Source organism: Streptomyces sp. NBC_00237, from assembly GCF_026342435.1.
Taxonomy (GTDB): Bacteria; Actinomycetota; Actinomycetes; order Streptomycetales; family Streptomycetaceae; genus Streptomyces.
In genome coordinates this window covers 115,572-139,036 of record NZ_JAPEMT010000002.1, presented here as the reverse complement: position 1 = coordinate 139,036, position 23,465 = coordinate 115,572, and the positions used below count along the sequence as shown (strand labels likewise).

Here is a 23,465-nt window from a genome sequence, read left to right as displayed (position 1 = left end):
TTCGTTGCCCTTCCGCGGCGCGGGTGTCGTGGGTGGTGGTGGGGTGTCAGTGGTGTCTGGGGTGGGGTCAGTTGCTGCGGGCGGTGATGTCGCCGTACGAGGTGGTGGCGTGGAGGGTGAGCGCGGCGTCGGCGCCGTCGGCGTTCTGGAGGGTGTTGACGATGCGGCCGTACGTGGTTCCGGCGTCGAGGGTGGCGGAGGTGCCTCGGGCGGCGCCGACGGTGATGTTCCCGGCCTCGGTGCGCAGGGTGACCTCGCCCCGCACGGCCTCGGTGATCGTGATGTCGCCCTTGGCGGTGGACACGCGGGCCGCGTCGCCGAGCCGCCCGACCTGGATGTCACCGGCCTGGAGGCCGATCCGTGCCCCGGCGGTCTCGTCGAGCTTCACGCTGCCGTGGGCGCTGTCGTAGGTGACCTCGCCGAGGCGGCCGACGGTGTGGAACTCGGCGGTGGCGGTCTTGCCCTCGACGTGCGAACCGGCGGGGAGTTCGACGGTGATCTCGACGGCGCCGGTGGAGCCGAGCACCTGGTTCTTGGGGGTGGGGGCGGTGATCCGCAGGACGCCGTCCGCGTAGTCGACGGTGGTCTCCTCGGCGGCCTTGACGTCGCGGCTCTTGGAGGGGTTCGCGGGGCGGACCTCGACGGTGGTGTCGGTGCGGTCGGAGGCGGTCAGACGGATGCCTCCGGCGGGGATGTCGAGGTGGGCGGTGATGGCGGCGGGGGTGGCGAACTGCTGCATGGCGGCGTCCTTCGTGTTGGCCGGTTTCCCGTCCGGCTCGTTCTTTCCGACGACCTGAACGCTACGTTGCCTTCACCATTCAGGCAACAGATTCGTTGCATCCAATTCCCCTTTGGGCAGGTGAGGATGGTGATATCGTTGCAACGGCTTCTCGCCTAATGCAATAGCGTCCACGCGTTACATTGCAATGGAATGAAGGTGAACGCTATGACGGGATGTCCTGGGGCCCTGCCGACCAGGGCCGGGCGGAGCGCTCGACGTGTGCGAGTTGGGCGGCCAGGATCTCTTCGAACGCGGCGCGGCGGTCCGCGCCCTGGGGTTTGACGTCGCGGGCGAAGTGGGCCACGGCGGGAAAGCGTTCGGGGTCGGCGCCGAGGACCGCGACGCGGAAGAGCTCCATGCCCTGTTCGTACTCCACCGGGCCGATGGTGCTGACCCCGGCCTCGGAGGCGATCAACGCGACGAGGAGCACCGTGATCCGGTGGTAGTGCGCCGGGATCTCCTCGTCGGGCAGTCCCGACTCCCGCAGTGCCTGTAGCAGTTGCTCCATGACCATCCGGGAACCGGTGCCGCTCGACGCGTAGCGTCCCCAGGCGGCGGCGAGTTGCGGCTGCTCCCCGAAAGCCTCCCGCACGCGCAGCGCCAGAGCGGTGATGCGCTGCTGCCAGTCGCCCTCGGGCCGGTAGCCCTCCATGACGCCGAGCAGCACCCGGTCGGCGACCGCGCGCACTAACTCGGTCTTGCTGCGGAAGTGCCGGTACAGGCTGGAGGAATCGGTCCCGAGCACCGCGGCCAGCTTGCGCACGCTGAACGAGTCCGCGTCGTTCGTGCGCAGCAGCTCCGCCGCCGCGTCCAGGATCTCTTCGGTCGACCAGCGCCTGCGGCCCGTCATGTCGCTCCTCTCACCGGATCATCACCCTAACTCACGCCAACACCAATGCACTTGGCGTTGCACGCACCGCGTGCATAATGAGGACAACGGCCTGCCCGACGGCCCGGCGACAGCCGGTCCCGCATGCCGGTCGTGCCCTGCTGTCCGGGGTGGCGCCTCCGAGACGGAGCCCACCGCGTGAACGACGAAAGGACGCACCCCTTGCACGTCCCACTGAATTCCGCAGCGCTGAACGCAGCCTTGGAGAACGTCCACCGCGCCGGTGTACCGGGCCTGTTCGCCGAGGTGCGCGACGGTGAGCACACCTGGCGCGGCGCCGCCGGTGTCGCCGACCTCGCCACCGGCCGCCCCGTCACCGCCGACCTGAAGCACCGCATCGGCAGCGTCACCAAGACCTTCACCGCCGCCGCCGTGCTGCAACTGGTCGACAGCGGCAGGATCGACCTCGACGCCCCGGTCGGCCACCACCTCCCGGACCTGGTCCCCGGCTTACCCGGCGACACCATCACGGTCCGGATGCTGATCAACCACTCCAGCGGCCTCGCCGAGTACCTTCCGTACGTCTACCCCTCGCTCAAGGGCATGCCGGTCGTCACAGCCACCGGCCCCGAAAGCCTGGAGGAACACCGGTTCACCCGCTTCGACCCCACCGAACTCATCGAACTGGGCGTCGCCGCACCGGCCTTCAGCCCCCCGGGCGCGGCCCCGGGCCTCTACTCCAACACCAACTACCTCCTCATGGCCGCCCTCATCGAACGCGTCACGGGCACCCCGGCCGAGCAGCACATCACGCAGCACGTGATCGAGCGCGCCGGACTCCGTCACACCGAGTTCCCCACCGGGCCGCACATCGACGGCCCCCATTCCCGCCTCTACGAGTCCTGGTTCGGCATGATCGACCCGCCGCGCGACTTCAGCGTCTTCGACATGTCCTACGCGGGCCCCTCGGCCTCGCTCATCTCCACCGTCGCCGACCTCAACCGGTTCTACGCCCAGCTCATGGCCGGGGACATCGTCAGCCCGGCCGCCCTGGCACAGATGCAGCAGACCGTCCGGATCATCTCCCAGGAGGGCAAGCCCATCGACTACGGCCTCGGCATGTACCCGATGCGAGCCCCCGGCCGGGAGACCTTCTGGGGGCACGGCGGCACGGTCTGGGGCGCGGGCACGCTCGCCATGATCCGCGCGGACGGCGGGCGGCAGCTGGCCGTCGCGTTCAACCTGCAGAGGTGGCAGCGCCCCGGCCCCTCGGGCGGCCTCGAACCCCACCCCGTCGACGACGCACTCGCGGCCCTCTACGACCAGGCGATGTACGGCTGACCCCTGCCCTGCGACTCCTGCGACCGACTCCTGCGGGCCCTTCGCCTCAGCGCACCGGGAAGCCGAAGGAGTAACCCTGCGCCGTGAGCCGGGGGAGGAGCAGGCGCAGCGCCTCGACGGTCTGGGTGCGGTCGCCGCCCGCGTCGTGGAACAGGAGTGTCGGTCCGTTCGGCAGCTCCCGTTCGACGGTCGCGACGATGGCGTCCGTACCCGGCCGCTCGAAGTCCTTGGAGTCCACGTTCCACCCCAGCGGACGCATGCCCAGGCCGGCGGCGAGCCCCCGGCTGTACGGGGTGAAGGCTCCGCCGGGCGCCCGGTAGTACATCGGCCGTACGCCCCCGGACGCTTCGGTGATCATGCGTTCGGCGTCGCGGATCTGCTGCGACTGGTAGAGCTGGGACTTCTTGTCCATGGCGGTGTTGTGCGACACGGAGTGGTCGCACAGCCGGTGCCCGGCCGCGACGACCCTCTTCACGAGGTCCGGGTGGGCCTGCGCCTGCGTCCCCACCATGCAGAACGTGGCCTTCACCCCGTACTCCCGCAGCAGGTCGAGGACCCGGGGGGTCCACACGGGGTCGGGCCCGTCGTCGATGGTGAGATTGACGCCGAGCGGCCCGGCGTCCGATGCGTGCGCGATGGTCGCCGCGACCGGCTCAACGGAACCGGCCACGGAACCCGCCGCGTTGGGCTTCGACGGCGAGCCGCTCTCGGTTCCCGCCTGTGCGGTCCACACCGAGGCTCCGGCGGCGAGCACCACCACCCCGAGCGCCGCCCCGACGACCTTGCCGTACCAGCCCCGCCCGCTGTCGTGCCGTGCCATGTCGGTCCCTCTTTCCCGCAGTTCCTCACCGGTCCCCGATCGCTTCGCGACCACCTGGCAGGACGAGGGACGGAGCCCGGTGGATGCGCCCGTTACCGATCAAGGACAATTCCGGAGGACTTCGCGGACAACTCCCCGTCACCCCGTCGAGTGCGGCGTCCGGGAGCCGACGTTGCCCGTCCTCGTCCTCTCCCAGTACGTGGCCACCGCCTACGCCACCCACCTGCTCGGCGGCGGCGACCGGGGAACGGCGGGGCTCGGCTACCTGCTCAAGGACCGGGTCGGCGAGGTCTCGGAGTTCCTGGACACCCTGGACCGGGTGGCGGGGGGCCAGACGGTGATCGACCCCGAGGTGGTGCGCGTCCTGCTCGCCCAGCAGACCGAGAGCAGACCACTGCGCAGGCTCACTCCCCGCGAGCGGGAAGTCCTGGGCCTGATGGCCCAGGGATTCAACAACCAGTCCATCGCGCGACGCCTCACGGTCACCGAGGCATCCGTGGTCAAGCACTCCAGCAACATCTTCATGAAGCTCGACCTCGACCCCGCTGAGGGCAACCGACGCGTCCTCGCCGTCCTCGCCCATCTCCGGGGAGATCCCGCCTGAACGATTTTCGTCCGTGCACGGGGGGATCCAAAAAGATGAACATTGCTCTACTCTCACGCGCATGCCGTGGATCCGCAGGTTCTCCGCCGTGCCGCCGGTGCTCCTCGCCGCCCTCCTCGCTCTGCTCCTCCTCGTGCTCGCCGCGCCCGCCGCGAGCGCGCACGAGGAACGGCCCGTGACCTTCCCGGACGGCTCCGGATCCGTACCCGAGTACCGGACGGGGGAGCCCGATCTCCTCGTCTGCAAGACCGGCCGGGCGGCCTTCGAGCGCCGAATCGCCGCATTTCCGGAGCAGTTGAGGAAGCGCAACCTCGCTCTGTACGCACGCTGCGAGAAGAGCGGCTACCGCCATCTCCAGGCCGCCGTGGACGCGGTGAAACGGCCCGGCATGAACATCGCGATCCTGCCCGGCCTGTACGAGGAGGAGCCCTCGCTGCCGAAACCGGCCGGGGCGTGCGCCTCGCTGAAGGCCCCCGACTCCTCCCTCGGGTACCAGATCCTGTCGTACGCCCAGCAGGTCCAATGCCCCCGCAACCAGAACCTGGTGGCGATCCTCGGCAAGAAGAACCTCCAGATCGAGGGCACCGGTGCCTCCCGCCTCGACGTGGTCATCGACGCCAAGTACCAGAAGCTCAACGGGATCCGCGCCGACCAGTCCGACGGCGTCTACTTCCGCAACTTCACCGCCCAGCGCACCACCTTCAACTCGCTGTACGTCCTCGCGGGCGACGGCTTCGTCATCGACGACGTACTGACCCGCTGGAACGACGAGTACGGATTCCTCACCTTCGCCAGCGACCACGGCCTGTACAAGAACTGCGAGTCCTACGGCAACGGCGACTCCGGCATCTACCCGGGCAGCGCCTCCAACATCAACGAGGGCCGGGGCTACGACGTCCCCCGCTACTCGATCGAGATCACCGGCTGCCGCAGCCACCACAACATGGTCGGCTACTCGGGCACCGCGGGCGACTCGGTCTGGGTGCACGACAACGAGTTCGACCAGAACATGGGCGGCGCCTCCATGGACAGCGCCTTCCCAGGACACCCCGGACTCCCGCAGAACCACGCCAAGTTCGAACGCAACCTGATCCACGACAACAACGCCGACTACTACCCCTTCGTCGCCGACGGCACCTGCGCCAAGCCCCCCGTGCAACGCGGCTACGAACAGGGCGTGGTCTGCCCGCAGATCTCCATGCCACCGGGCACCGGCATCATCACCGCGGGCGGCAACTGGAACCTGTACGAGAACAACTGGGTGTACGGCCACCGGCGCGCGGCCTTCTACCTCAACGCGGTCCCCGCCTTCATCCGGGGCGAGAAGGCATGGTCGAAACAGACCGACACCTCGCACCACAACCGCTACGCGAACAACATCCTCGGCAAGGACAGGAAGGGGGCCTCCCGGCCCAACGGCATGGACGTCTCCTGGGACGGACAGGGCCGGGGCAACTGCTGGCAGGACGGCCCGGACGGCTCCAGCCCCGGCACCCTGCCCCAGTGCGGCGGCGCACGCGGAGACCTTTTCGGAGGCTCCGACCGGCTCGTGGGCGAACCGGTCAAGCTCGCGCAGCTGCTGATCTGCGCCGACTACAGCGTGCAGGCGCGCAGACTGCCTGCGGGCTGCGACTGGTACGGCGCGCGCGGCATCGAACGCGTCGAGACCCAGCTGGCGCTGGCCGTCGCCGCCGTCCTGCTGCTGGTCGGCGGGGTGCTGTGGTGGCGCCGTCTGCGGGCCTCCCGGCTGGGCTCGTCGGCCGCCCTGCTGGGGGTCGTGGGCCTCGCCCTGGACGTGGCGGGTTCGACCATGCCGCTGGCCGCCACGCCGGTGCCCGCCGCGGCTCTGCTCTGCCTCGGCCTGTGGTGGGCGGGGACGGGCCTGGCGCTGCGTCCGACCCGGCCCTGGCTGGCGCGGCTCAGCCTCCTGCTGGGCGCCCTCACTCTGCTGGACGCCTTCGACAAGGCGGTACTGATGGTGCCCTGGATCCCGCTCAGCCCCGCCTGGATCCGCACCCTGATCGCGGTGATCTGGGTCCTGTGGGCCGTGATCGCCTCGGCGACCCGACCGGGCACCCCGACCCGGCCCGCCGGGCCCCCGGCCGAGGCCCCCGCCGACGACAACGACCGCACCCCCGTACCGAAGTCCGCGCCCGGCGCGGCGTCCGGTCCGTTTGGCAGCGCCGGCGCCCGTCCCAGTGCTCAGGAGCCGACCCCGTGATGCGGACCTCCCCCACTGCCGCAGGAGGCACGCTGTGACCCCCCGGCCCGAGGACACTACGCCCCGCAGCCCCCTGCACGGCCCACGCCGCACCGCCATCGGGACGCGCCCGGCCGCACGCCCCGGGACCCGCCGTGCCCTCGTCGCGCTCGCCCTGCTGCTCTTCCTCGGCGGTGCGGCGACGGGCTGTGGCGAACCTGCCACCACCCACCACAAGCCCGGCACCACCCACCAAGAGGCATCCGGCGACGTGGGCACCCTGCTCACCGGCGACGACGGCACCGGACACCGGCTCCGCGAGGTCCCGTCGGACGGCGCCCCGCAGGTCCAACTCGCCCTGCGGCCCGACGCGGAGGACGGCTTGAACCTCCACCTGACCGTGCGGAACTTCCGCTTCACCCCGGACAGCGTCGGCGGCGCCGCCCTCCTCGGCTCGGGCCACGCCCACCTGGAGGTCGACGATCGTCAGATCGCCCGCCTCTACGGCCCCTGGTTCCACCTGCCCGCAGCCCAAGTGCCCCAGGGCGCACGCACCCTGACCGTCCGCCTCTACGCCGACGACCACACCGCCTGGGCCGTCGCGGGCAAACCGATCGAGGCCACCACCCCGCTCACCGGAGCCATCGCCACCCCAGGAGGCCACACCCACACCGGCCCCGGCAGCCCCGCCCCCTCCGCCCCGGCCCCCGCACCGACCGCACCGGCGGCCGACCGCACCGTCACCATCACCGTCCGCGACGGAAAGGTCACCCCCGCTCCCGGCCGCACCGAGCTCAAGCGCGGCGAACGGGTCGCCCTGCGCGTCACCAGCGACCGGGCCGACACCCTCCACGTCCACGGCTACGACAAGGAACTCGCCCTGCCCGCAGGCCGGGAGGCCACCCTGCTCCTGACCGCCGACCGCAGTGGCCTCTTCGAGGTGGAAACCCACGAGTCCGGTCTCGTCCTGACCCAACTCCTCGTACGGTGACCCCTCGCGCGGTGAACCTGGCCCACGGCATCGGCTCCCAGCACGACCTGCCGATCTCTCCCTTCTACGCGTTCGCCGGAGCCTTCGCGGCGCTCTTCGTCTCCTTCCTCGCCCTCGGACTGCTCTGGTCCACCTCCCGTTTCCGCGGCGACCGCTCCGGCCTCGCCCTGCCCGCCGGGATCCAGCGAGCCGCCGACGCCCCGGCCACCCGCGCCACCCTGCGCGCACTGGGACTGGCCGCCACGCTCGCCGTCGTCCTGTACCTCCTCCTGGGCCCCGACGACCCCGACCGCAACCCCGCCCCCGGAGCCGTCTACGTCCTGCTCTGGGTCGGTCTCATCCCCGCCTCCCTCCTCTTCGGCCCCGTCTGGCGCCTGCTCAACCCACTCCGGCTCCTCACCCGAGCCCGTCCCCGCCGCCCCTTCCGCCCGCTGCCGCCCCGACTCGGCCAATGGCCCGCCGCAGTCGCCCTGTTCGCCTTCACCTGGCTGGAGCTCGTCTCCCCGGACCCGGCGGCCAGCACCTCCCTCCTTGTCGCCCTCCTCGTCCACACCGTCGTCCAGCTCGCCCTCGCCGCCCGCTTCGGCGAACGCTGGTTCGCCGACGGCGACCCCTTCGAGGTCTACTCCACCCTGCTGGCCCGCCTCTCTCCCCTCGGCCGCCGCGCGGACGGCCGTCTGGTGTTCCGCAACCCCTTCCACGGACTCGACGCGACCCCCGAACGCCCCGGGCTCGTCGCCGTCGTCTGCGTCCTGCTCGGCTCCACCGCGTACGACGGCTTCTCCGACAGTCCTGTCTGGATCAACGCGATCCAGACCTCCCCTCTCGGCCGCACCACCACGGCCACTCTCGGCCTCCTCTGCTCCGTCGCCCTCGTCGCCTCCCTCTACTGCCTGTGCGCGGCGGCCACCCGCCTCCTCAGCGGACCCCACCCGGGCCGACTCACCGCCTTCGCCCACTCACTCGTGCCGATCGCGCTCGGCTATCTCGTCGCCCACTACTTCTCCCTCCTCGTCACCGAAGGACCACGCACAGTAAGCATGGCACTCGCCACTGACAACGCCCCCGAACCCTTGCCTCCCTTGGGTCCCGGCGCGCTGGCGGCACTCCAGGCGATCGCGGTCGTCACCGGTCACGTCCTCGGTGTGATCGCGGCACACGACCGCTCCGTCCGCCTGTTCCCGCCCGCCCGCGCCGTGAGCGGGCAGCTCCCCCTGCTCACGCTGATGATCATCTACACGATCGGCGGCCTCAGCCTCCTGCTGACCTGAACACAGGCAGGGGCGAGGCGGTCCCACGACGGGGGTTCAGACCGAACGGAGTGCCTCCGCCGGAGACACACGGGCGGCGCGCAGCGCCGGGCAGATCCCCGTCCCGCCCAGGTCACCGCCGCCGCCCGGCGAATCAGCACCGGCAGCGCCCTGGACGAACGGCTCTGCCTCACCGGGCCTGACGGCGCGGTCCGCCCACCTGGGCCCGGCACCTGTCGCGGGCGGCCCCGCCCTGCTCCGGCAGGTTCGCCGCGACCTGCCGGAGCAGGGCGGAGCCGCCCGCGCGATCACCCGCACTCACGACGGCCGGATCACCGCGCCCCCGCACCCCGACGGCGACCCCGCCCTCCGGTTCGAGCGGCCGCGCGCCTGACCCGCCCTGCTCCTCCCGGCCGGGCGCGGTGCGCGGCGCGTCCCCCGTCCCGGCCGGTTCCCCGCTGCCCTCACCCGTCTCCGCGATCCGTACGGGACCAGGACGCCGCCGTGTTCACCGCATCGGCCACCGGCCGTACGTGCGGCGGGCGGACGATGCCGTAGTGCGTCGTGTCCAGCGTTGCCGTGGCCTTGAGGAACGGCAACTCGGCTTTCCACGCGATGAGTTGACGGTGTACGGAGTCCGGCTCCGGCAGCCCGGGAACCGGCAGGCCCGCCAGCCAGAGATGCGCGGGCGTGGCGGCCAGCCGGGGCAGCACGTGCCGCGCCATCGCCGCCAGGTTCGCCCGGCAGCACACCGCGAGACGCGCGGCGTACGCCTGCGCCCGGGGGCTCTGCGACGCCGTCCCGCCCGCCGATTCCGCACGGCCCTGGCCGAGTTCGTACGCGAAGACCGCCTCGATGCCCTTCTCGTCGTCGTCGTACGTGAGGAACCGGGCGGCGCCGTCCGGCGGCGGCGGGTCCAGCAGGTGGAGCCCTTCGGCGGGTCGGCCCGCCGCCTCCGCCTCCGCGGCCATGGCGTGCGCCACCCACGCCCCGAACGACCAGCCCGCCAGCTGCCACCGCCACTCGCCGTGCGGGAAGCGCTCCTGGAGCGCGGCGTGGTACCGGCGCGCACGCTCCGCGAGGGACCAGGCCGCGACGCCGGGCCCGTGCTCGGCGGAGCCGCGCAGGAAGGGGTCCGCGACGAGGCAGACGGTGAGGTGCGGGTCGAGCGCCGACACCAGGTCGCGGTACGCCTGGATGTCGCCGCCCACCGGATGCACCAGGCACACCAGGTCGGTGCCGGTACCCTCCTGCCAGACCTCAAGGGTCACTTCGGGGGCGGGCACGGAACGGAATTCCGCCGAGACCTCGGTGGTCCGGGTGGCCGCTGCGGTTGCCTCCGGCGCGGCCCCGGCCTCCCGGGGCAGGTGCCCCAGCAGCTCCTCCACGCTCACCCGGTGACTGAGCCGGGAGAGTTCCAGGTCGACGCCGAAGTGCTGCTCCACCTTGGCGATGAGGTCGATCATGGTGAGGGAGTCGGCGCCGTAGTCGTACAAGGACACCTCCGGATCGAGTTCCGCCGCGTCGAGCCCCAGCCACTGACCGAGCCAGCCGGTGAGGGTGCCGCGTGCGTCGTCGGGCGCGGCACCGCGTCCCCGGTCCTGGCCCTCTGGCAGGGCTCGACTCTGCGGTGGGTTCCCGCCCTTCGGTACGCCCCGGTCCTGCGGCGGCGCGTAGAAGGCGGCGGCCCGCCCGATGTCCGTCGTCGACACCAGCAGGTGCGGCAACTGGAGTCGCAGCGCCCGTGCGAACACCAGCCTGCCCTCCGCATCGGTCAGGCCGACCGCGAGATGGGCGTGATGGCGTGCGTCCCCGTGCAGGGCCCGCCCGGCCATGCCGCCCTCGCGCCAGACGTCCCAGCCGAGCGCGATCCGCAGGGTGCTCTCGCCCTCTCCCGACCGGTGCCCGGCGAAGCCGTCCAGCAGACCGTTCGCCGCCGCGTAGTCGAACTGGCCGACGCCGCCGAACAGTGCCGACATCGACGAGCAGTACACGGCGAAAGCGGGCCGGTGGCGTTCGATCAGCCGCTCGACCAGCAGCGCGCCGCGCAGTTTGCCCTCCGTCGCAGGCCGCATCGCGGCACTGTCCCGCCGCGTCAGCAGCCCGCCGCCCGGCAGGCCCACCGCGTGCACCACCCCGTCGATCCGCGTGGCGACACCTTCGAGGAGTCCGAGTACGTCCTCGACGCGGGCCACTCCCAGATCCGCCTCGACCAGGTCGACGCGGTCCGCCCACGGCGCGAGCGCCTCGGGGAGAGCGGCCCGGCGTGACACCAGTACCAGACGGCACGCGTCGGACTCCACGAGCAACTGGGCGGCCAGCGCACTGCCGATCCCGCCGGTACCGCCCAGGACCACGTACGTCGGGGGACCCTCCGCCCCTGTGGGCTGGAAGGCCGCCACCGATGGTGCGGTCGGCTCCGGAACGGGCACCGGCAGCACGGCCTGACGCCACCAGTAGCCCTGCCGCAGCGCGAGCCGCCGCTCCGTGCCGGAATCCTCCCGCGCCTGCACGCGTTCGGCGAGCAGTCCCGCCAACGCGGCTGCCCAGCAGTCCAGTTCATCACTCGGCAGGTCCAGCCACCGTGCGTCGACGGCGCACTCCTGTGCCGCCACCTCCGCCGCACCCGCCAGCAGCCCCAACTCCGGCCGCCGTACGGGTCCTTCGACGGGCTGCGCCGCGTACGAGAGCCACCAGGGCCGCAGCGTTACGGGGTGCGACAGTTCGGCCGCAGCGCGCAGCAGGGCGGCCGGGGTGTCCAGACAGGCCCGGCGGGCGCGGTCGAGCGAGGTGTCGTCGACCGCCCCTCCGACCCCGAGCGGCAGCGCGTGCAACCAGTCGACGACCGGGCCCGCACCCGGAACTGCCGAGACCGGAGACGAAGCCACGAGTGCGTCGAAAAGCTGCCGCAGGGAGTCGCAGTCAGCCGCGTCCACCGCGTACGCGTCCTCACCGAGACGGGCGAACCCTTCTGCGGCGACGACACCGACGACCCGGTCGAACACAGCACGGAAGGGCCGCAGGGCAGCCTCCGGCAACGGCTCATCCGTCATCACCACCAACAGGCCCTGAGCGGAGCCCACTTCACCGGGACCACCGGCTCGGCCCCGTCGCACCCAGTGCGGCTGGTGCAGCCAACCCGCCTCGCCCACGCGCTCGGGCCACTCCCCGGCGGCGGTCCCCGGCGAGCCGTCACCCGTCGTCACGGTGCGCCGCAGCTCCGACGCGTCGTACGTGGTGAGGGCGAAGGCGGGCGGCGGGAAGTCCCACGGAGCCTGCGCCGAAGCCTCCGAAGCCTCCGAAGCCTCCGACCACCGGACGAACCGGCCCGCCAGCCAGGCCGCGACCAGATCACCGGGCGCGTGCTCGCCCACGGACAGACCGTCGTCGGCTACGTCCGGTACGCCCGCCTCGACGGGCCGCACCGTCCCTTCGGCGACCGCGTCCAGCCAGACCGCCGCCTCCGCCGCGTCCGCGCACACCGCCGCCACCCGCAGGCGGCGCGCCGGACGCCCGGCCCGGAGGTGCCGCACCACGCTGTCGTACGTCTCCGGGCGTGCACGCAGGTGGGCGGCGATGCGCGCGGCGTCGGTGCGCAGCGCTTGTGCACTGCTGCTGGAGAGCACCACGCACGGCACTGCCGCACCCGCCGCATCCGCTGTGCTCGTGCGGCTCGTGCCGCTCGTGCCGTCCACGCTTCGCGCGGTGTCGGCCTCCGGGGCCGGGCCGCCCGTCGACGAGTCGCCCGCCTCCAGTACGACGTGCGCATTGGTGCCGCCGATGCCGAAGCTGCTCACCGCGGCCACCCTCGGCCGGTCGACGGGCCAGGCCCGCGCCTCGGTCGGGATGAAGAACGGCCCCGCGTCGGGCCCGATCTGCGGGTTGAGCCGGTGGAAGTCGACCTGCGGGGGAATCACCGCATGGTGGATCGCCAGGACGGCCCTGACCAGGCCGACCACTCCGGCCGCCGCGCCCAGATGCCCGATCTGGCTCTTCACCGAGGCCAGCGCGACCGAGGCGGGTGCACACGCCGGGGAAGTGTTCCCGGCTGCCGCGGCGTCTTCCTCGCCGAAGGCTTGACGCAGCGCGCCGACCTCCACCGGGTCCCCCAGCGGAGTGCCGGTGCCGTGCGCCTCCACGTACCCCAGATCGGCACCGGAGCGACCGCTGCGGCGCAATGCCGCACGGATCACGTCGCGCTGGCCTGCCAGCGACGGTGCGCTGTAACTGAGCTTGCCCGCACCGTCGTTGTTGAGTGCCGAGCCGGTGAGTACCGCGTACACGGTGTCGCCGTCGCGGCGCGCCAGGCGCAGCGGCTTGAGCACCACCACGCCCACACCGCTCGCACCGACGGTGCCGCTCGCGTCGTCGCTGAAGCCCCGGCAGTGGCCGTCCGCGGAGAAGATGTGCTGCGGGCGGTAGGCGTATCCGTCCGTCAGCAGCGTGTCGACGAGCACTCCGCCCGCGAGCATCACGTCGGCGTCGCCCTGCCGCAGCAGGCCCGCCGCGACGTGGACGGCGACCAGCGAACTGGCGCACGCCGCCTGCACGGTGAACGCAGGACCCGCGAGGTCGAGGTGGTAGGCCACCTTGGTGGTGAGGAAGTCCTTCTCGTGATGCAGCGCGAGCTGGAACCCGTCGGGCAGCCGCTCGGGGTCCGCCTCGCGCAGCAGGGACTGGAAGTAGGTGTTCTCGCCGCAGCCCGCGACGAGCCCGATCCGAGGCCCGGCCTTCTCGCCGGACCGCTGCCCGGCCCCGGGCCGCTGTCCGCTCCCTTCTCCGGCCCGCCGCGCGTCCGCCGCCCCTGACCCGCCGATTCCGGCATGCGCGAGCGCTTGTACGCAGCTCATCAGGAGATGCCGCTGCTGAGGGTCCATCAGGCGGGCTTCCTGGCGGCTGATGCCGAAGTGCTCGGCGTCGAACGAGAGCAGCTCCGACATCTGGCTGCGCACCCCGACCACGCCTTCGGGCGCCTCGAAGTGCTCCATGCCCCGGCCCCCGGTGCGTATCAGCTTCCAGAACGCGGCGAGATCGTCCGCACCGGGGACGCGTACGGCCATGCCGACGACGGCGATGGGTTCACGCGCGTCCGACGACTCGTCGTGCTCCGCTGTGCGCTGCTCAACAACCTTTCCACGCGGGCGCGTTGGCGATTCCCGGTCGTCGAGATGGGCCGCGAGGCGGCGTACGGTGACGTGCTCGAAGAGGTCCGGGATCGAGAAGCGCAGCTCCGGTTCGGCCGTGCAGCGCAGATGGAACCGCATCAGGCCCAGGCTGGACGCGCCCGCGTCGAAGAAGCGTTCGTCAGGTCCGGGGGACAGGCCGAGCACCTCCTCGAAGAGTTTCGTCAGCCGTGCCTCCCGCGCCGACAGCGCGGCCGCCCTGGGGGCCGCCTCCGCCAAGGCCGTGGCCCGCGGTACCCCCAGTTCCACGCCCGGCGCCGTGAGCGCCGCCCTGCGGTCCAGCTTTCCGCTCGGCGCGAGGGGCAGTCGCTCCAGGACGCGGAAGCGGTCCACCCGTACGTACGAGGGCAGCAGCGGTGCCAAATGCCGTGCCAACTCCGCCTGATCCGGCGGGGAATCAGGATCGCGCAGCTGCAAGCAGGCCACCAGCCGGGTGCCTTCCGCTGGCTGGGACCCCGGTTCGACCTGCACCGCGACGACCGCGTTGACCACGTCCGGGTGACGCAGGAGCGCCGCCTCCACCTGGCCCAGTTCGAGCCGGTGGCCGCTCAGCTTGATCTGCTGGTCGTCGCGCCCCCGGTAGTGCAGCAGCCCTTCGTGGTCGAAGTGCGCCAGGTCGCCGCTGCGGTAGAAGGTGCCGAGACCGGGCAGGTCGACGAAACGCTCCGCGTTCAGGCGGGCGCTCTGGACGGCGTCGCCCGCGTAGCAGGGAGCGGCCATCGGCCCGCCGATGAGCAGCCGACCCGGCATCCCCGGCGGCACGGGAGCGTCCGCCTCGTCGACCACCCGCAGCCACGCGCCCGCCACCGGACGGCCGATCGCCGGACGCTGCGGCCAGTCGGCCGGGTCGCCCTCCAGGCACAGCGCACTCACCACATGGGTCTCGGAAGGACCGTAATGATTGAACAACCGGGCCCCCGGCATACCGGCGAACCACCGCCGGATCGCGTCCGTGCACAGCAACTGCTCGCCCGCCGTGACCACTTCACGCAGCCGCGACGGATAGCGGCCCAGCCGGACGCCGTGCTCGGCGAGCAGATGCAGCGCCACGTACGGCAGGAACAGCCGCTCCGCGCCCGACGCTTCGAGCTGGTCGAGCAGGGCCGGTGCGTCCTGCCGCCACCGGGGGTCGACCAGGTGCAGCCGCCCGCCGCCGCACAGGGTGCTGAAGACCTCCTGGAAGGAGACGTCGAAGGACAGCATCGAGAACTGCTGGGTGACCGCCGCCTCTGCCAGGCCGCCCGAATCCCGCTGCCATTGCAGCAGGTTGCACAGCGTGCGGTCCGGTACTCGCACGCCCTTCGGGACGCCCGTGGAACCCGAGGTGAAGAGCAGGTAGAGGGGGTGCCGCCCGTCAGGATCCTCCGGCACCTCGCCCGGTTCTTCGGGTGCCGACGGAGGGTGCGCCGCCAGTTTCACCGGGCGGCGCGGCAGGGAGTCCGGGGCGATGCCGTCCAGCGCGTCCGCACCACCCTCCGGCACCAGCACGCACAGCGGATTCAGCTGGCCGAGTATCTGCCGCAGCAGCTCCGGCGGGTACGAGGGGTCGAGCGGCACCACGGTCAGGCGGAGCCGGGCCAGCGCCAGCAGCGCCACCACGTGCGTCTCCGAGGGAGCGAAGTGCAGGGCCACGCAGGGATCCCCGTCCTCCGCGCCCGAGAGCGGGAACTCACGGCTCAGTTCCGCTGCCAACTGCTGTGTGTACGCATCCAACTGACGGTACGTCAGCGTGCGCTCGGGGCCGACCAGAGCGGGCGCGTCGGGGGTGCGGCCCACCTGCCGCGCGAACCCCTCGGCGACGGTGACGAAGTCGGCGGGCATCGGCCGCGCCCGACCGGGCTCGGGCAGCCGCTCCCGGTACGGTGCGACCAACTCGGCCAGGGTTCCTCCCCGGGGACGGGGCCGCGCCCCGTCGTCCTCCCCGAGCAGCCGGTCCAGGCCGTCCCGGAACAGCTCCGACATCGCCGTCACCGCGTCGGTGGCGAAGAACCGGGCGTCGTACTCCCACAGACAGTCTAGCGCCCCCTCGGACCCGGGGCCCGGCCCGCCGCCCGGCCGAACGCCCCGTTCCACGACGGAGAGCGTCAACGGGCATTTGGCATCCGCTGGTTGGGGCCACTGGGGAAGGACCCGGCAGTCAGGGAAGGCGAGTGCGCCGAAGTCCGTGTTCTCCAGCACGAAGAGGAAGTCGAAGGGCGTGCCCCGGGAGCCTCCTCGGCCGGCCGCCCCGTCGTGCAGGGCGTCCGCCAGCGCCACATCCTGGAGGGCGAGCACGTCCTGCGCCACGGAGCCCAGCCGTGCCAGCAGGGGGCGCAGCTCCTCCCGTATCCCCAACTCCACCGGAATCACCACGGTGTTCGCGAACATGCCGACCCCGGTGGAGAACTCCCGCACCGGCCGGTTCGCCACCGGAGCGGCCATCCGCAGCCGCGTACGCCCCGTCACGCCGTACAGGCTCCACGCGTACACGCCCAGCAGGACCTGGAACCGGGTGAGCCCCAACTGCCCGCAGAGGCGGTCGAGTGCTTCGCGGCGGCCCGCGTCGAGGGTGGTCCGCAGCAGACGCCCCGTGCGGATCTCCGTGTGCAGGACCGGCTCCAGGGCATCCGGTGAATCTTCCGTGTCCGACATCAACTCGACATGTTTGGCGCGGAGTTGGGAGCGATCCGACCGGTAGGCGTCGGAGGTGAACCACTCGGCCTGCCAGTCGGCGTAGTCGAGCGGCGTGGGTACGGCACCCGGGTCCGGGAGCGGAGCCCGCCCGCCGCGCGCCGCGACATACCCGGCCGACAGCTCTCCGAACAGGATGCTGAGCGACCAGCCGTCGACCGCGATGTGGTGCAGGGACAGCAGCAGTTCACCCCCGTCGGGCCGTGGCAGCCAGCACGCCCGGAAGAGCTCGGGACGTGCCAGGTCGAAGGGAATGTCGAAGAACCCGGAAGCAGCCCCGGGGGACGGCTCGCACCACGGGTCGTACGGTTCGCCCACGACCTGCCGCAGACCTCCCGGCGTCGCCTCGAAGGCGGTGCGCAGCGCGGGATGCCGGACGACCAGGTCCCGCAGTGCCCGCCGCAGCGCATCCGCGTCGACCTCGCCCGCCACGTCGAACGCGAGCGGAACGTGATAGGCGCGGGAGGCCGGGTCCTGCTGCTGGAGCAGCCACAGCCGCTGCTGTTCGGCGGTGGCCGGAGCGGACTCGGCCCCGGACGGCGCGGCGGGCACCGGGTAGCGGGCGGAGCGTACGGCACGGCCCGGCGCGAGGCCCGCCTCGATCGTCGAGGCGAGCCCGGCGAGGTCGCCCGCAAGGACGCGGGCCTGCGGCACCTCGACGCCCCAGCGCCTGCGCACCTCGTACCGCAGCCGCAGCGCTTTGAGCGAGTCCCCGCCGACGGCGATCCAGCGATCGGAACCGCGCAGGTCGTCAACTCCCGTTACGTCCGAGGCGAGTTGCAGCACCTCACCCAGGAGACCGTCGTGCGTGGGGTCCCCCTCTTCGAGGTCCCCGTCCGTACGGCCGTCGTCGCCACGCCAGGGATTCCCGGCACAGGCCGCCAGTGCGTCCCTGTCGACCTTCCCGTTGGCGTTGAGCGGCAGTTCCGTCAGGAGGTATGTCCGGTGCGGGCGCATGTACGCGGGGAGACCGGCGGACACGTGCTGTTCAAAGGCGTCGTACGACAGCTCGGAGCCCAGCACCAGATGGGCCAGCAGCTCGTTGACGCCGTGCGCGTCCCGCCGGGTGCACACATATGCCTGGCGCACCGCCGGATGGGTCAGCAGGCACCGCTCCAGCTCACCGGGCTCGATGCGGAAGCCGCGCACCTTGACCTGCCGGTCGGCCCGTTCGACGTACGTGTAGCGGCCCTCGTCGTCGCGGTGCACCAGGTCGCCGGTGCGGTAGTGCCGCCGCACCCCGCCGTCGTACCACGGCAGGGTGGTGAAACGGAGCGCGGTCTCCTCGGGGAGATTGCGGTATCCCGCCGCCAACGCGTCGCCGGACAGGAGGAGTTCGGCGACCTCGCCGCATTCCGCCTCGCGGCTGCCGTCGACGACGGCGACCGCTCCGGTGCCCGGCAGGGGGCGGCCGATCGGCACGAGGTCGCCGGTGAAGTCGCGCGGGACGGGATGGCAGAGCGCGAACGTGGTGGCCTCGGTCGGGCCGTAGACGTTGTGCAGACGGGTGGCGGAGGCGTGGTTGTGCCGGTACCAGCGCCGGATGAGCGGGGCGTTGAGCTGCTCGCCGCCCACCAGTACCTGACCGATGGTGGCGAAGCAGTGCGGGACCTTCTCGACCACCGCGTTGAACAGGGCCACCGTGATGAACAGGACGTCGATGCCCAGTCGTTCGGTCGCGGCGGCCAGCGCATCGGGCGACTGAGCGGTGTCGTCGTCGACGATCACGCAGCAGCCGCCGGTCAGCAGCGGGGTCCAGACCTCGAAGCTGAGCGCGTCGAAGGCCGGGTTGGACAGGCAGGCGAAGCGCATCCCCTCGTCCAGCCGGAGATACCCGGGCCGGGCCAGCCGCAGGATGCCCGCGTCGTGGACCTCGACGCCCTTGGGACGGCCGGTGCTGCCCGAGGTGTAGAAGAGGAAGGACGGGGCGAAGCCGCCGGACGGCGGGTCGCACGGCGTCGGGCTCGCGTCCTGGAGGAGCGACTCGATCGTCAAAGCCGCCACCCCCGGCGGGAGTTCACCGAGCCCCCCGGTGCTGCCGGCCTCCTCGGAGCGGTCGGCCTCCTCGGAGCTGTCTGCTTCCCGGAGGACCACCGCCACGCTGGCCGAGTCGCTCACGATGTGGCGTCGGCGTTCCGGAGGGCTCTGCGCGTCCAGGGGAACGACGGTCGCGCCCAGGCGCAAGGCACCCAGCATGGCGCAGACCAGCTGCCAGGAGCGCGGCAGGCGGAGCGCGACCGCCTGCCCGGGCCGCACACCCCGGGCGCGCAGCGCCTCGGCGACGGCGGCGCTGCGCCTGTCGAGTTCCGCGTAGTCCAGTCGGCGGGCGCCGTCAACGAGCGCGAGCGCGGTGGGGTGCCGACGCGCCCGGTCGAGCACGGCGGCGGCGAGCCCCGGCGCGGGGATGCCGGAGAGGGGTACGAGGTCGCTCATGCCTGAGCCGCCGTTCCGGACTGCGGGCCCTGCGCGGACCGCACCGACACCGGCGCCGACTGCTCAGACACCACCGACGACACCGGCGACGACTGTTCCGACACCACCGACGACTGTTCCGGGACCGGCGACGACCGCGCCCACCGGGCCAGCTCCGCCCCGATCGTCGCCGCCACCTCGACCACCTCCGCCGACTCCAGCATGTCCCAGTGCCCGCATCGCGCGGGTACGACCTCACAGGTCCCGTCCGTACGCCGCTGCCAGAACGCGCGGTGCTCCCGCAACTGCTCCTCCGGCACGCCTTCGACCGCCTGCATCAGTACGGTCCTGGCCGTCGTCACCGCCGGTACGTGGTCGACGGTGGTGAGCCGGTTGTGGTTGTAGAGACGGAAGTACTGTTCGATCTGCGCGTCGTCGATGCCCGGGTACATGCCGTTGAACTTGACGAGCTTGTCGCGGAACTCCGCCATCTCGGCAGGCACGACAGCCGCCCGCTCCTGCGGATCGTCCGTGCCCGGTGTGTCGAGCAGCACCACGCTCAGCGCCCGCTGCCCCTGCTCCGCGAGCCGTCGGCCCATCTCGTGCGCGACGAGACCGCCGTACGAGAGCCCGGTGAGCACCAGCGGGCGGTCCGCGTCGAGCAGCGGCCCGACCAGTTCCAGATACGCGTCGGCCATGGCCTCGACCGTGGGCAGGAAGGTTTCGCCCGGGTTGACGCCCGGCGACTGGATGCCGTGCACACCGACGGAGTCGGGCAGTGCCTTGGCCAGCGAGAGGTAGCAGAAGGCGGTGCCGCCCGCCGGGTGTACGCAGACCACCTGGGTGCTGCCGTCACCCTGCCGGAAGGTGAGGGGCCCGCTCGGCGGGGCATCGGTCGCCTCCCGGCGCAGCAGACCGCCCAGGTCCTCGATCGTCGGGTGCAGGAGGATGTCCCGGACCGGCAGCGAGCGGCCGAACTCCGCACGTACGGCATGGGCCAGTTTGATGGCGGAGACCGAGGTGCCGCCGATGTCGAAGAAGCTGTCCCGAATGCCTATGTCGGGGTGCAGCAGCAGCCGCTGCCATATCTGATAGAGCGTCAACTCTATGTGGTCGCGGGGGCTTTCCTGGTTGACCTGGGCGGGCCTGGCGGCGCGGGACAGCTCCAGGACGGCAGTGCGGTCGAGTTTGCCGTTGGGGGTCTGCGGCAGGTGCGGCAGCTCGACGTAGAACGCCGGAATCATGTGGCTTGGCAGCCGCCGGGCGAGCGCGGCCTTCCACGCGGCGGCGTCACGGGGCACGGCCGCCCCCGCATCGGCGGGGGACCCGCTGTCCGCACCGGACCCGGAATCCGTGCCGACGGCGGCCACCAGATACGGCTCGCCGCCCGCGTCCAGATCGGTCAGTACGGCCGCCTCGGTCACCCCGGGCTGCGCGAGCAGCGTGGCCTCGATCTCGCCCAGCTCCACCCGGAAGCCGCGCAGCTTGATCTGGTGGTCACGCCGCCCCACGTACATCAGATCCCCGCCGGGCAGCCAGCGGACCAGATCGCCGCTGCGGTACATGCGGGTGCCCGGCACGAAGGGGTTGGCCACGAAGCGTTCGTCGGTGAGCCCGGGGCTGTTCAGATAGCCGCGCGCCAGTCCGGCCCCGCCGATGTACAGCTCCCCGGTGACACCGATCGGCACCGGCTCACGCCGCTCGTCCAGTACGTACGCACGCGTGTTGGCGACCGGCCTGCCGATCGGCGCCTGCCGGGCGAGCGGGCGCGGCTCGAGATAGGAGGTGCAGTACAGCGCGGTCTCGGTGGGCCCGTACGCGTTGAAGACGCGCAGCCCGGGCAGCGCCTGCTCCATCCGGTACAGACTCTCCTCGGGCAGCGGCTGCAACCCGGTGCGGACACACCGCAGCGCGAGCCCGTCGAGACGTTCCTCCGGTGCCTCGCAGATCCACTTGACGTACGCGGGCGGCAGCAGTACGTCCACGACGGCGTGCTCGCGCATCCACCCCACCAGCGCCTCGGGATCGTCCCGCACGTCCTGCGGGACCAGGTGGAGGACGCCGCCGGTGGAAAGCGGCAGCAGGAACTCCTGCACCGAGGCGTCGAAGGAGAAGGACGGCCACATCGCGGACGGCAGCCCGGGAGCCGCGCCGAACTCGTGGAGCCAGTAGTCGAGAAGGTTGAGGATGCCCCGGTGGGTGGCGGCCACCCCCTTGGGGCGGCCGGTCGACCCGGAGGTGTAGATGACGTACGCCAGGTCCTCGGGCCGCGCGGCGAGGCCGGGGGACTCGCGGTGCGCGGCGTCGAGGGGCACCCCGGGACCACCCTCGGCCCCGCCCTCTGCCAAGGCCCCGGCCTCCGCGTCCGCCAGGGACACCCACGGAGCCCCGCCCGAAGCCTCCTCGGCCCCTGCCGCGTTGCTGAGCACCAGCACCGCACCGGAGTCCGCGACCATCCCCGCGAGCCGCTCCGCAGGCAGGGCCGGATCCAGCGGCAGATACGCGCCACCGGCCTTGAGGACACCCAGGATGCCCACCACCATGTCCACGGACAGCTCCGTGTGCAGCCCGACCACCCGGTCGACGCCCACGCCCCGGTCGGTCAGCGTCCGCGCCAGCAGGTCGGCCCGCCGCCCGAGTGCGGCGTAGTCGAGCCTCTCGCCCCGGTGCACCACGGCGGTCTGCCCGGGCCGCTCGCGCACCTGGGCCTCGAACCGCTCGACGAGTCCGGCGCTCCCGGTGGGGAGGCCGGAGTCGTTGAAGGCGACCAGCACCTGAGCGCGCTCCTCGGCATCGAGAAGGGTGACCTCCGAGAGGGCCCGCCCGCTCCCGTCGGCCAACTGCTCCAGCACCCTGCGCAGATGACGGACGTACCGCTCGGCCGTCCCGGCGTCGAACAGCGCGGAAGCGAAGGTGAGCGTCCCCTCGATGCGGCCGTCGGCCTCGCCGAGTTCCAACGCCATGTCGTACACCGAGGTTCCGTCGCCCCCTCGACGGCTCGCCACGTCCACTCCCGGCAACGCCCAGCCGTCCGGCCCGTCGCCCCGCTCGGCAGCGCGCCAGTCGAAGAACACCTGGAACACCGGCGGACGCCCCAGACTCCGCGGCGGCTTCACCAGATCGACGACCCGCTCGAAGGGCAGCTCGGCGTGGTCCGACGCCGACCGCACCGCCTCCCGTACGCGTCCGGCCAACGCCTGCCCGTCCGGGTCCCCGGAGAGGTCGACGCGCAACGCCAGTGGGTGAGCGAAGTGCCCCACCAATCCGGCCAGCTCGGGGCGCGGCCGGTTGGCGTGCGGCATCCCGATCACCACGTCGTCCTGGCCCGAATGGCGCGCCAGCACCAGCGCCCACCCCGCGAGGACCACCTCGGCGACACCGCACCCGGCCCGGCGTCCGAACGCGGCCACGGCGGAGCTCAGCTCGGCATCGAGCCGTACGGGAACCCGCGAGCCCCGGAAGTCCTGCTCGGCCGGCCGGGGCCGGTCGGTCGGCAGCTCCAGGAGGGCGGGAGCACCCGCGAGCGCCTTCGCCCAGTACGCGCCCTGCCGCTCCGCCACACCGCTTTCCAGCCACTGCCGCTGCTCCACGGCGTAGTCGGCGTACCGCATGGGCAACGATGTCAGAGGCTCGCCGCCGTCACCGCTCACCGCTGTGCCGAAGGCGGCGTAGAGCTGTCCGAGCTCCCGCCCGACGACCCCGGCCGACCACGTGTCGAGTGCGGCCTGGTGGAACGTCAGCAGCAGCACATGCGCGTCCTCGCCCCGCACGACGAGGCAGCCGCGCACCGGATGGTCCACGGCCAGGTCGAACGGGGCGGACGCCGCCTCCCGCTCCAGTTCGGCGAGTCGCGCCTCGGCGTCGGGCTGCCCGGTGAGGTCCCGTACGGAGAGCGGGAAGGCGGCACCCGCCGGATCGACCTGCTGGTACGGTGCGCCCGCCACCGTGACCAGCCGGGTACGCAGCACCTCGTGCCGCTCCACCAGCGCACCCAGCGCCCGCAGCAACGCGTCCCGGTCCAGTGCGCCGTCCAACTCCAGGACCACCGGCACGTGACACGCCTCGTCGGCCCCGCGCATCTGCGCCAGGAACCAGAGCCTCCGCTGCGCGGCGGTGGCCGGTGTTCCGGCCTCTGTCGAGGTGTGCTCCACAGGGGAATGGAGGGACTTCGGGTGCGCGTTCAAGGCCAACTCTTCCACTGTCGGGAGCTGCCGTCGGCCGTACGAACGCGAATCCTGGAACCGCACCGTCGGCCGGTCCGGCCTTGTCACGGATGATTGATCAAAGCGACGAATTCTGTCAATGGAGGATCTTCCAGACTCGTCCGAAATCCGGATCGTGCTGTCCGGCCGTGGTCACTCCGCAGATCCTCGGAAAGGGGGCG

The 23,465-nt window shown here is 72.2% G+C and carries 10 protein-coding genes and 1 pseudogene; 5 read left to right on the top strand and 6 right to left on the bottom strand.

What is annotated here, in order from left to right:
* Positions 1 to 67 precede the first annotated feature (67 nt).
* Positions 68 to 739: a DUF4097 family beta strand repeat-containing protein gene (locus OG897_RS14980; RefSeq protein ID WP_266657009.1), complete on the bottom strand. Its 672-nt coding sequence runs from the start codon at positions 737 to 739 to the stop codon at positions 68 to 70.
* 205 nt (positions 740 to 944) lie between these two features.
* The gene (locus OG897_RS14975; RefSeq protein ID WP_266657007.1) at positions 945 to 1,631 is read right to left on the bottom strand and encodes a TetR/AcrR family transcriptional regulator; all 687 of its coding nucleotides are present in this window, start codon (positions 1,629 to 1,631) and stop codon (positions 945 to 947) included.
* 177 nt (positions 1,632 to 1,808) lie between these two features.
* Here OG897_RS14975 and OG897_RS14970 point away from each other — a divergent pair, with 177 nt between their 5' ends.
* Complete coding sequence (locus tag OG897_RS14970) at positions 1,809 to 2,951, top strand: serine hydrolase (RefSeq protein ID WP_266657005.1); 1,143 nt, start codon at positions 1,809 to 1,811, stop codon at positions 2,949 to 2,951.
* A gap of 46 nt (positions 2,952 to 2,997) precedes the next feature.
* Here the strand turns inward: OG897_RS14970 and OG897_RS14965 are convergent, their stop codons facing one another.
* Positions 2,998 to 3,771 (bottom strand): polysaccharide deacetylase family protein, encoded by a 774-nt coding sequence (locus tag OG897_RS14965; protein ID WP_266657003.1) that lies wholly within the window; start codon positions 3,769 to 3,771, stop codon positions 2,998 to 3,000.
* Between the two features lie 163 nt (positions 3,772 to 3,934).
* On the opposite strand from OG897_RS14965, the pseudogene OG897_RS14960 reads away from it, so the two are divergent.
* From OG897_RS14960 to OG897_RS14945, 4 genes and pseudogenes are all read left to right on the top strand, one after another.
* Positions 3,935 to 4,375 (top strand): annotated as a pseudogene (locus OG897_RS14960) (LuxR C-terminal-related transcriptional regulator); the annotation flags it as partial.
* A 61-nt stretch (positions 4,376 to 4,436) separates the two neighbouring features.
* Entirely contained in the window at positions 4,437 to 6,596 is a 2,160-nt protein-coding gene (locus OG897_RS14955) for a right-handed parallel beta-helix repeat-containing protein (RefSeq protein ID WP_266657001.1), read from the top strand.
* Between the two features lie 154 nt (positions 6,597 to 6,750).
* Complete coding sequence (locus OG897_RS14950; protein WP_266660189.1) at positions 6,751 to 7,566, top strand: hypothetical protein; 816 nt, start codon at positions 6,751 to 6,753, stop codon at positions 7,564 to 7,566.
* An 11-nt stretch (positions 7,567 to 7,577) separates the two neighbouring features.
* Complete coding sequence (locus tag OG897_RS14945) at positions 7,578 to 8,837, top strand: hypothetical protein (RefSeq protein WP_266656999.1); 1,260 nt, start codon at positions 7,578 to 7,580, stop codon at positions 8,835 to 8,837.
* Between the two features lie 169 nt (positions 8,838 to 9,006).
* Here the strand turns inward: OG897_RS14945 and OG897_RS14940 are convergent, their stop codons facing one another.
* The 3 genes from OG897_RS14940 to OG897_RS14930 all read right to left on the bottom strand — a co-directional run bounded on the left by OG897_RS14940 (position 9,007) and on the right by OG897_RS14930 (position 23,265).
* A complete protein-coding gene (locus OG897_RS14940) occupies positions 9,007 to 9,138 on the bottom strand; it encodes a hypothetical protein (protein ID WP_266656997.1) in 132 nt (43 codons plus the stop codon).
* A 142-nt stretch (positions 9,139 to 9,280) separates the two neighbouring features.
* Positions 9,281 to 19,102, bottom strand: a complete 9,822-nt coding sequence (locus tag OG897_RS14935) for a non-ribosomal peptide synthetase (protein WP_266656995.1) — start codon at positions 19,100 to 19,102, stop codon at positions 9,281 to 9,283.
* The gene (locus OG897_RS14930) at positions 19,099 to 23,265 is read right to left on the bottom strand and encodes an amino acid adenylation domain-containing protein (RefSeq protein WP_266656993.1); all 4,167 of its coding nucleotides are present in this window, start codon (positions 23,263 to 23,265) and stop codon (positions 19,099 to 19,101) included. The genes OG897_RS14935 and OG897_RS14930 overlap by 4 nt, the downstream gene beginning before the upstream one ends.
* Positions 23,266 to 23,465 lie beyond the last annotated feature (200 nt).

What these genes read in the sequence shown, in the direction of transcription:
- OG897_RS14980 (WP_266657009.1), bottom strand. Translation starts at nt 739, where the DNA reads ATGCAGCAGTTCGCCACCCCCGCCGCCATCACCGCCCACCTCGACATC.
- OG897_RS14975 (WP_266657007.1), bottom strand. Translation starts at nt 1,631, where the DNA reads ATGACGGGCCGCAGGCGCTGGTCGACCGAAGAGATCCTGGACGCGGCG.
- OG897_RS14965 (WP_266657003.1), bottom strand. Translation starts at nt 3,771, where the DNA reads ATGGCACGGCACGACAGCGGGCGGGGCTGGTACGGCAAGGTCGTCGGG.
- OG897_RS14955 (WP_266657001.1), top strand. Translation starts at nt 4,437, where the DNA reads ATGCCGTGGATCCGCAGGTTCTCCGCCGTGCCGCCGGTGCTCCTCGCC.
- OG897_RS14935 (WP_266656995.1), bottom strand. Translation starts at nt 19,102, where the DNA reads ATGAGCGACCTCGTACCCCTCTCCGGCATCCCCGCGCCGGGGCTCGCC.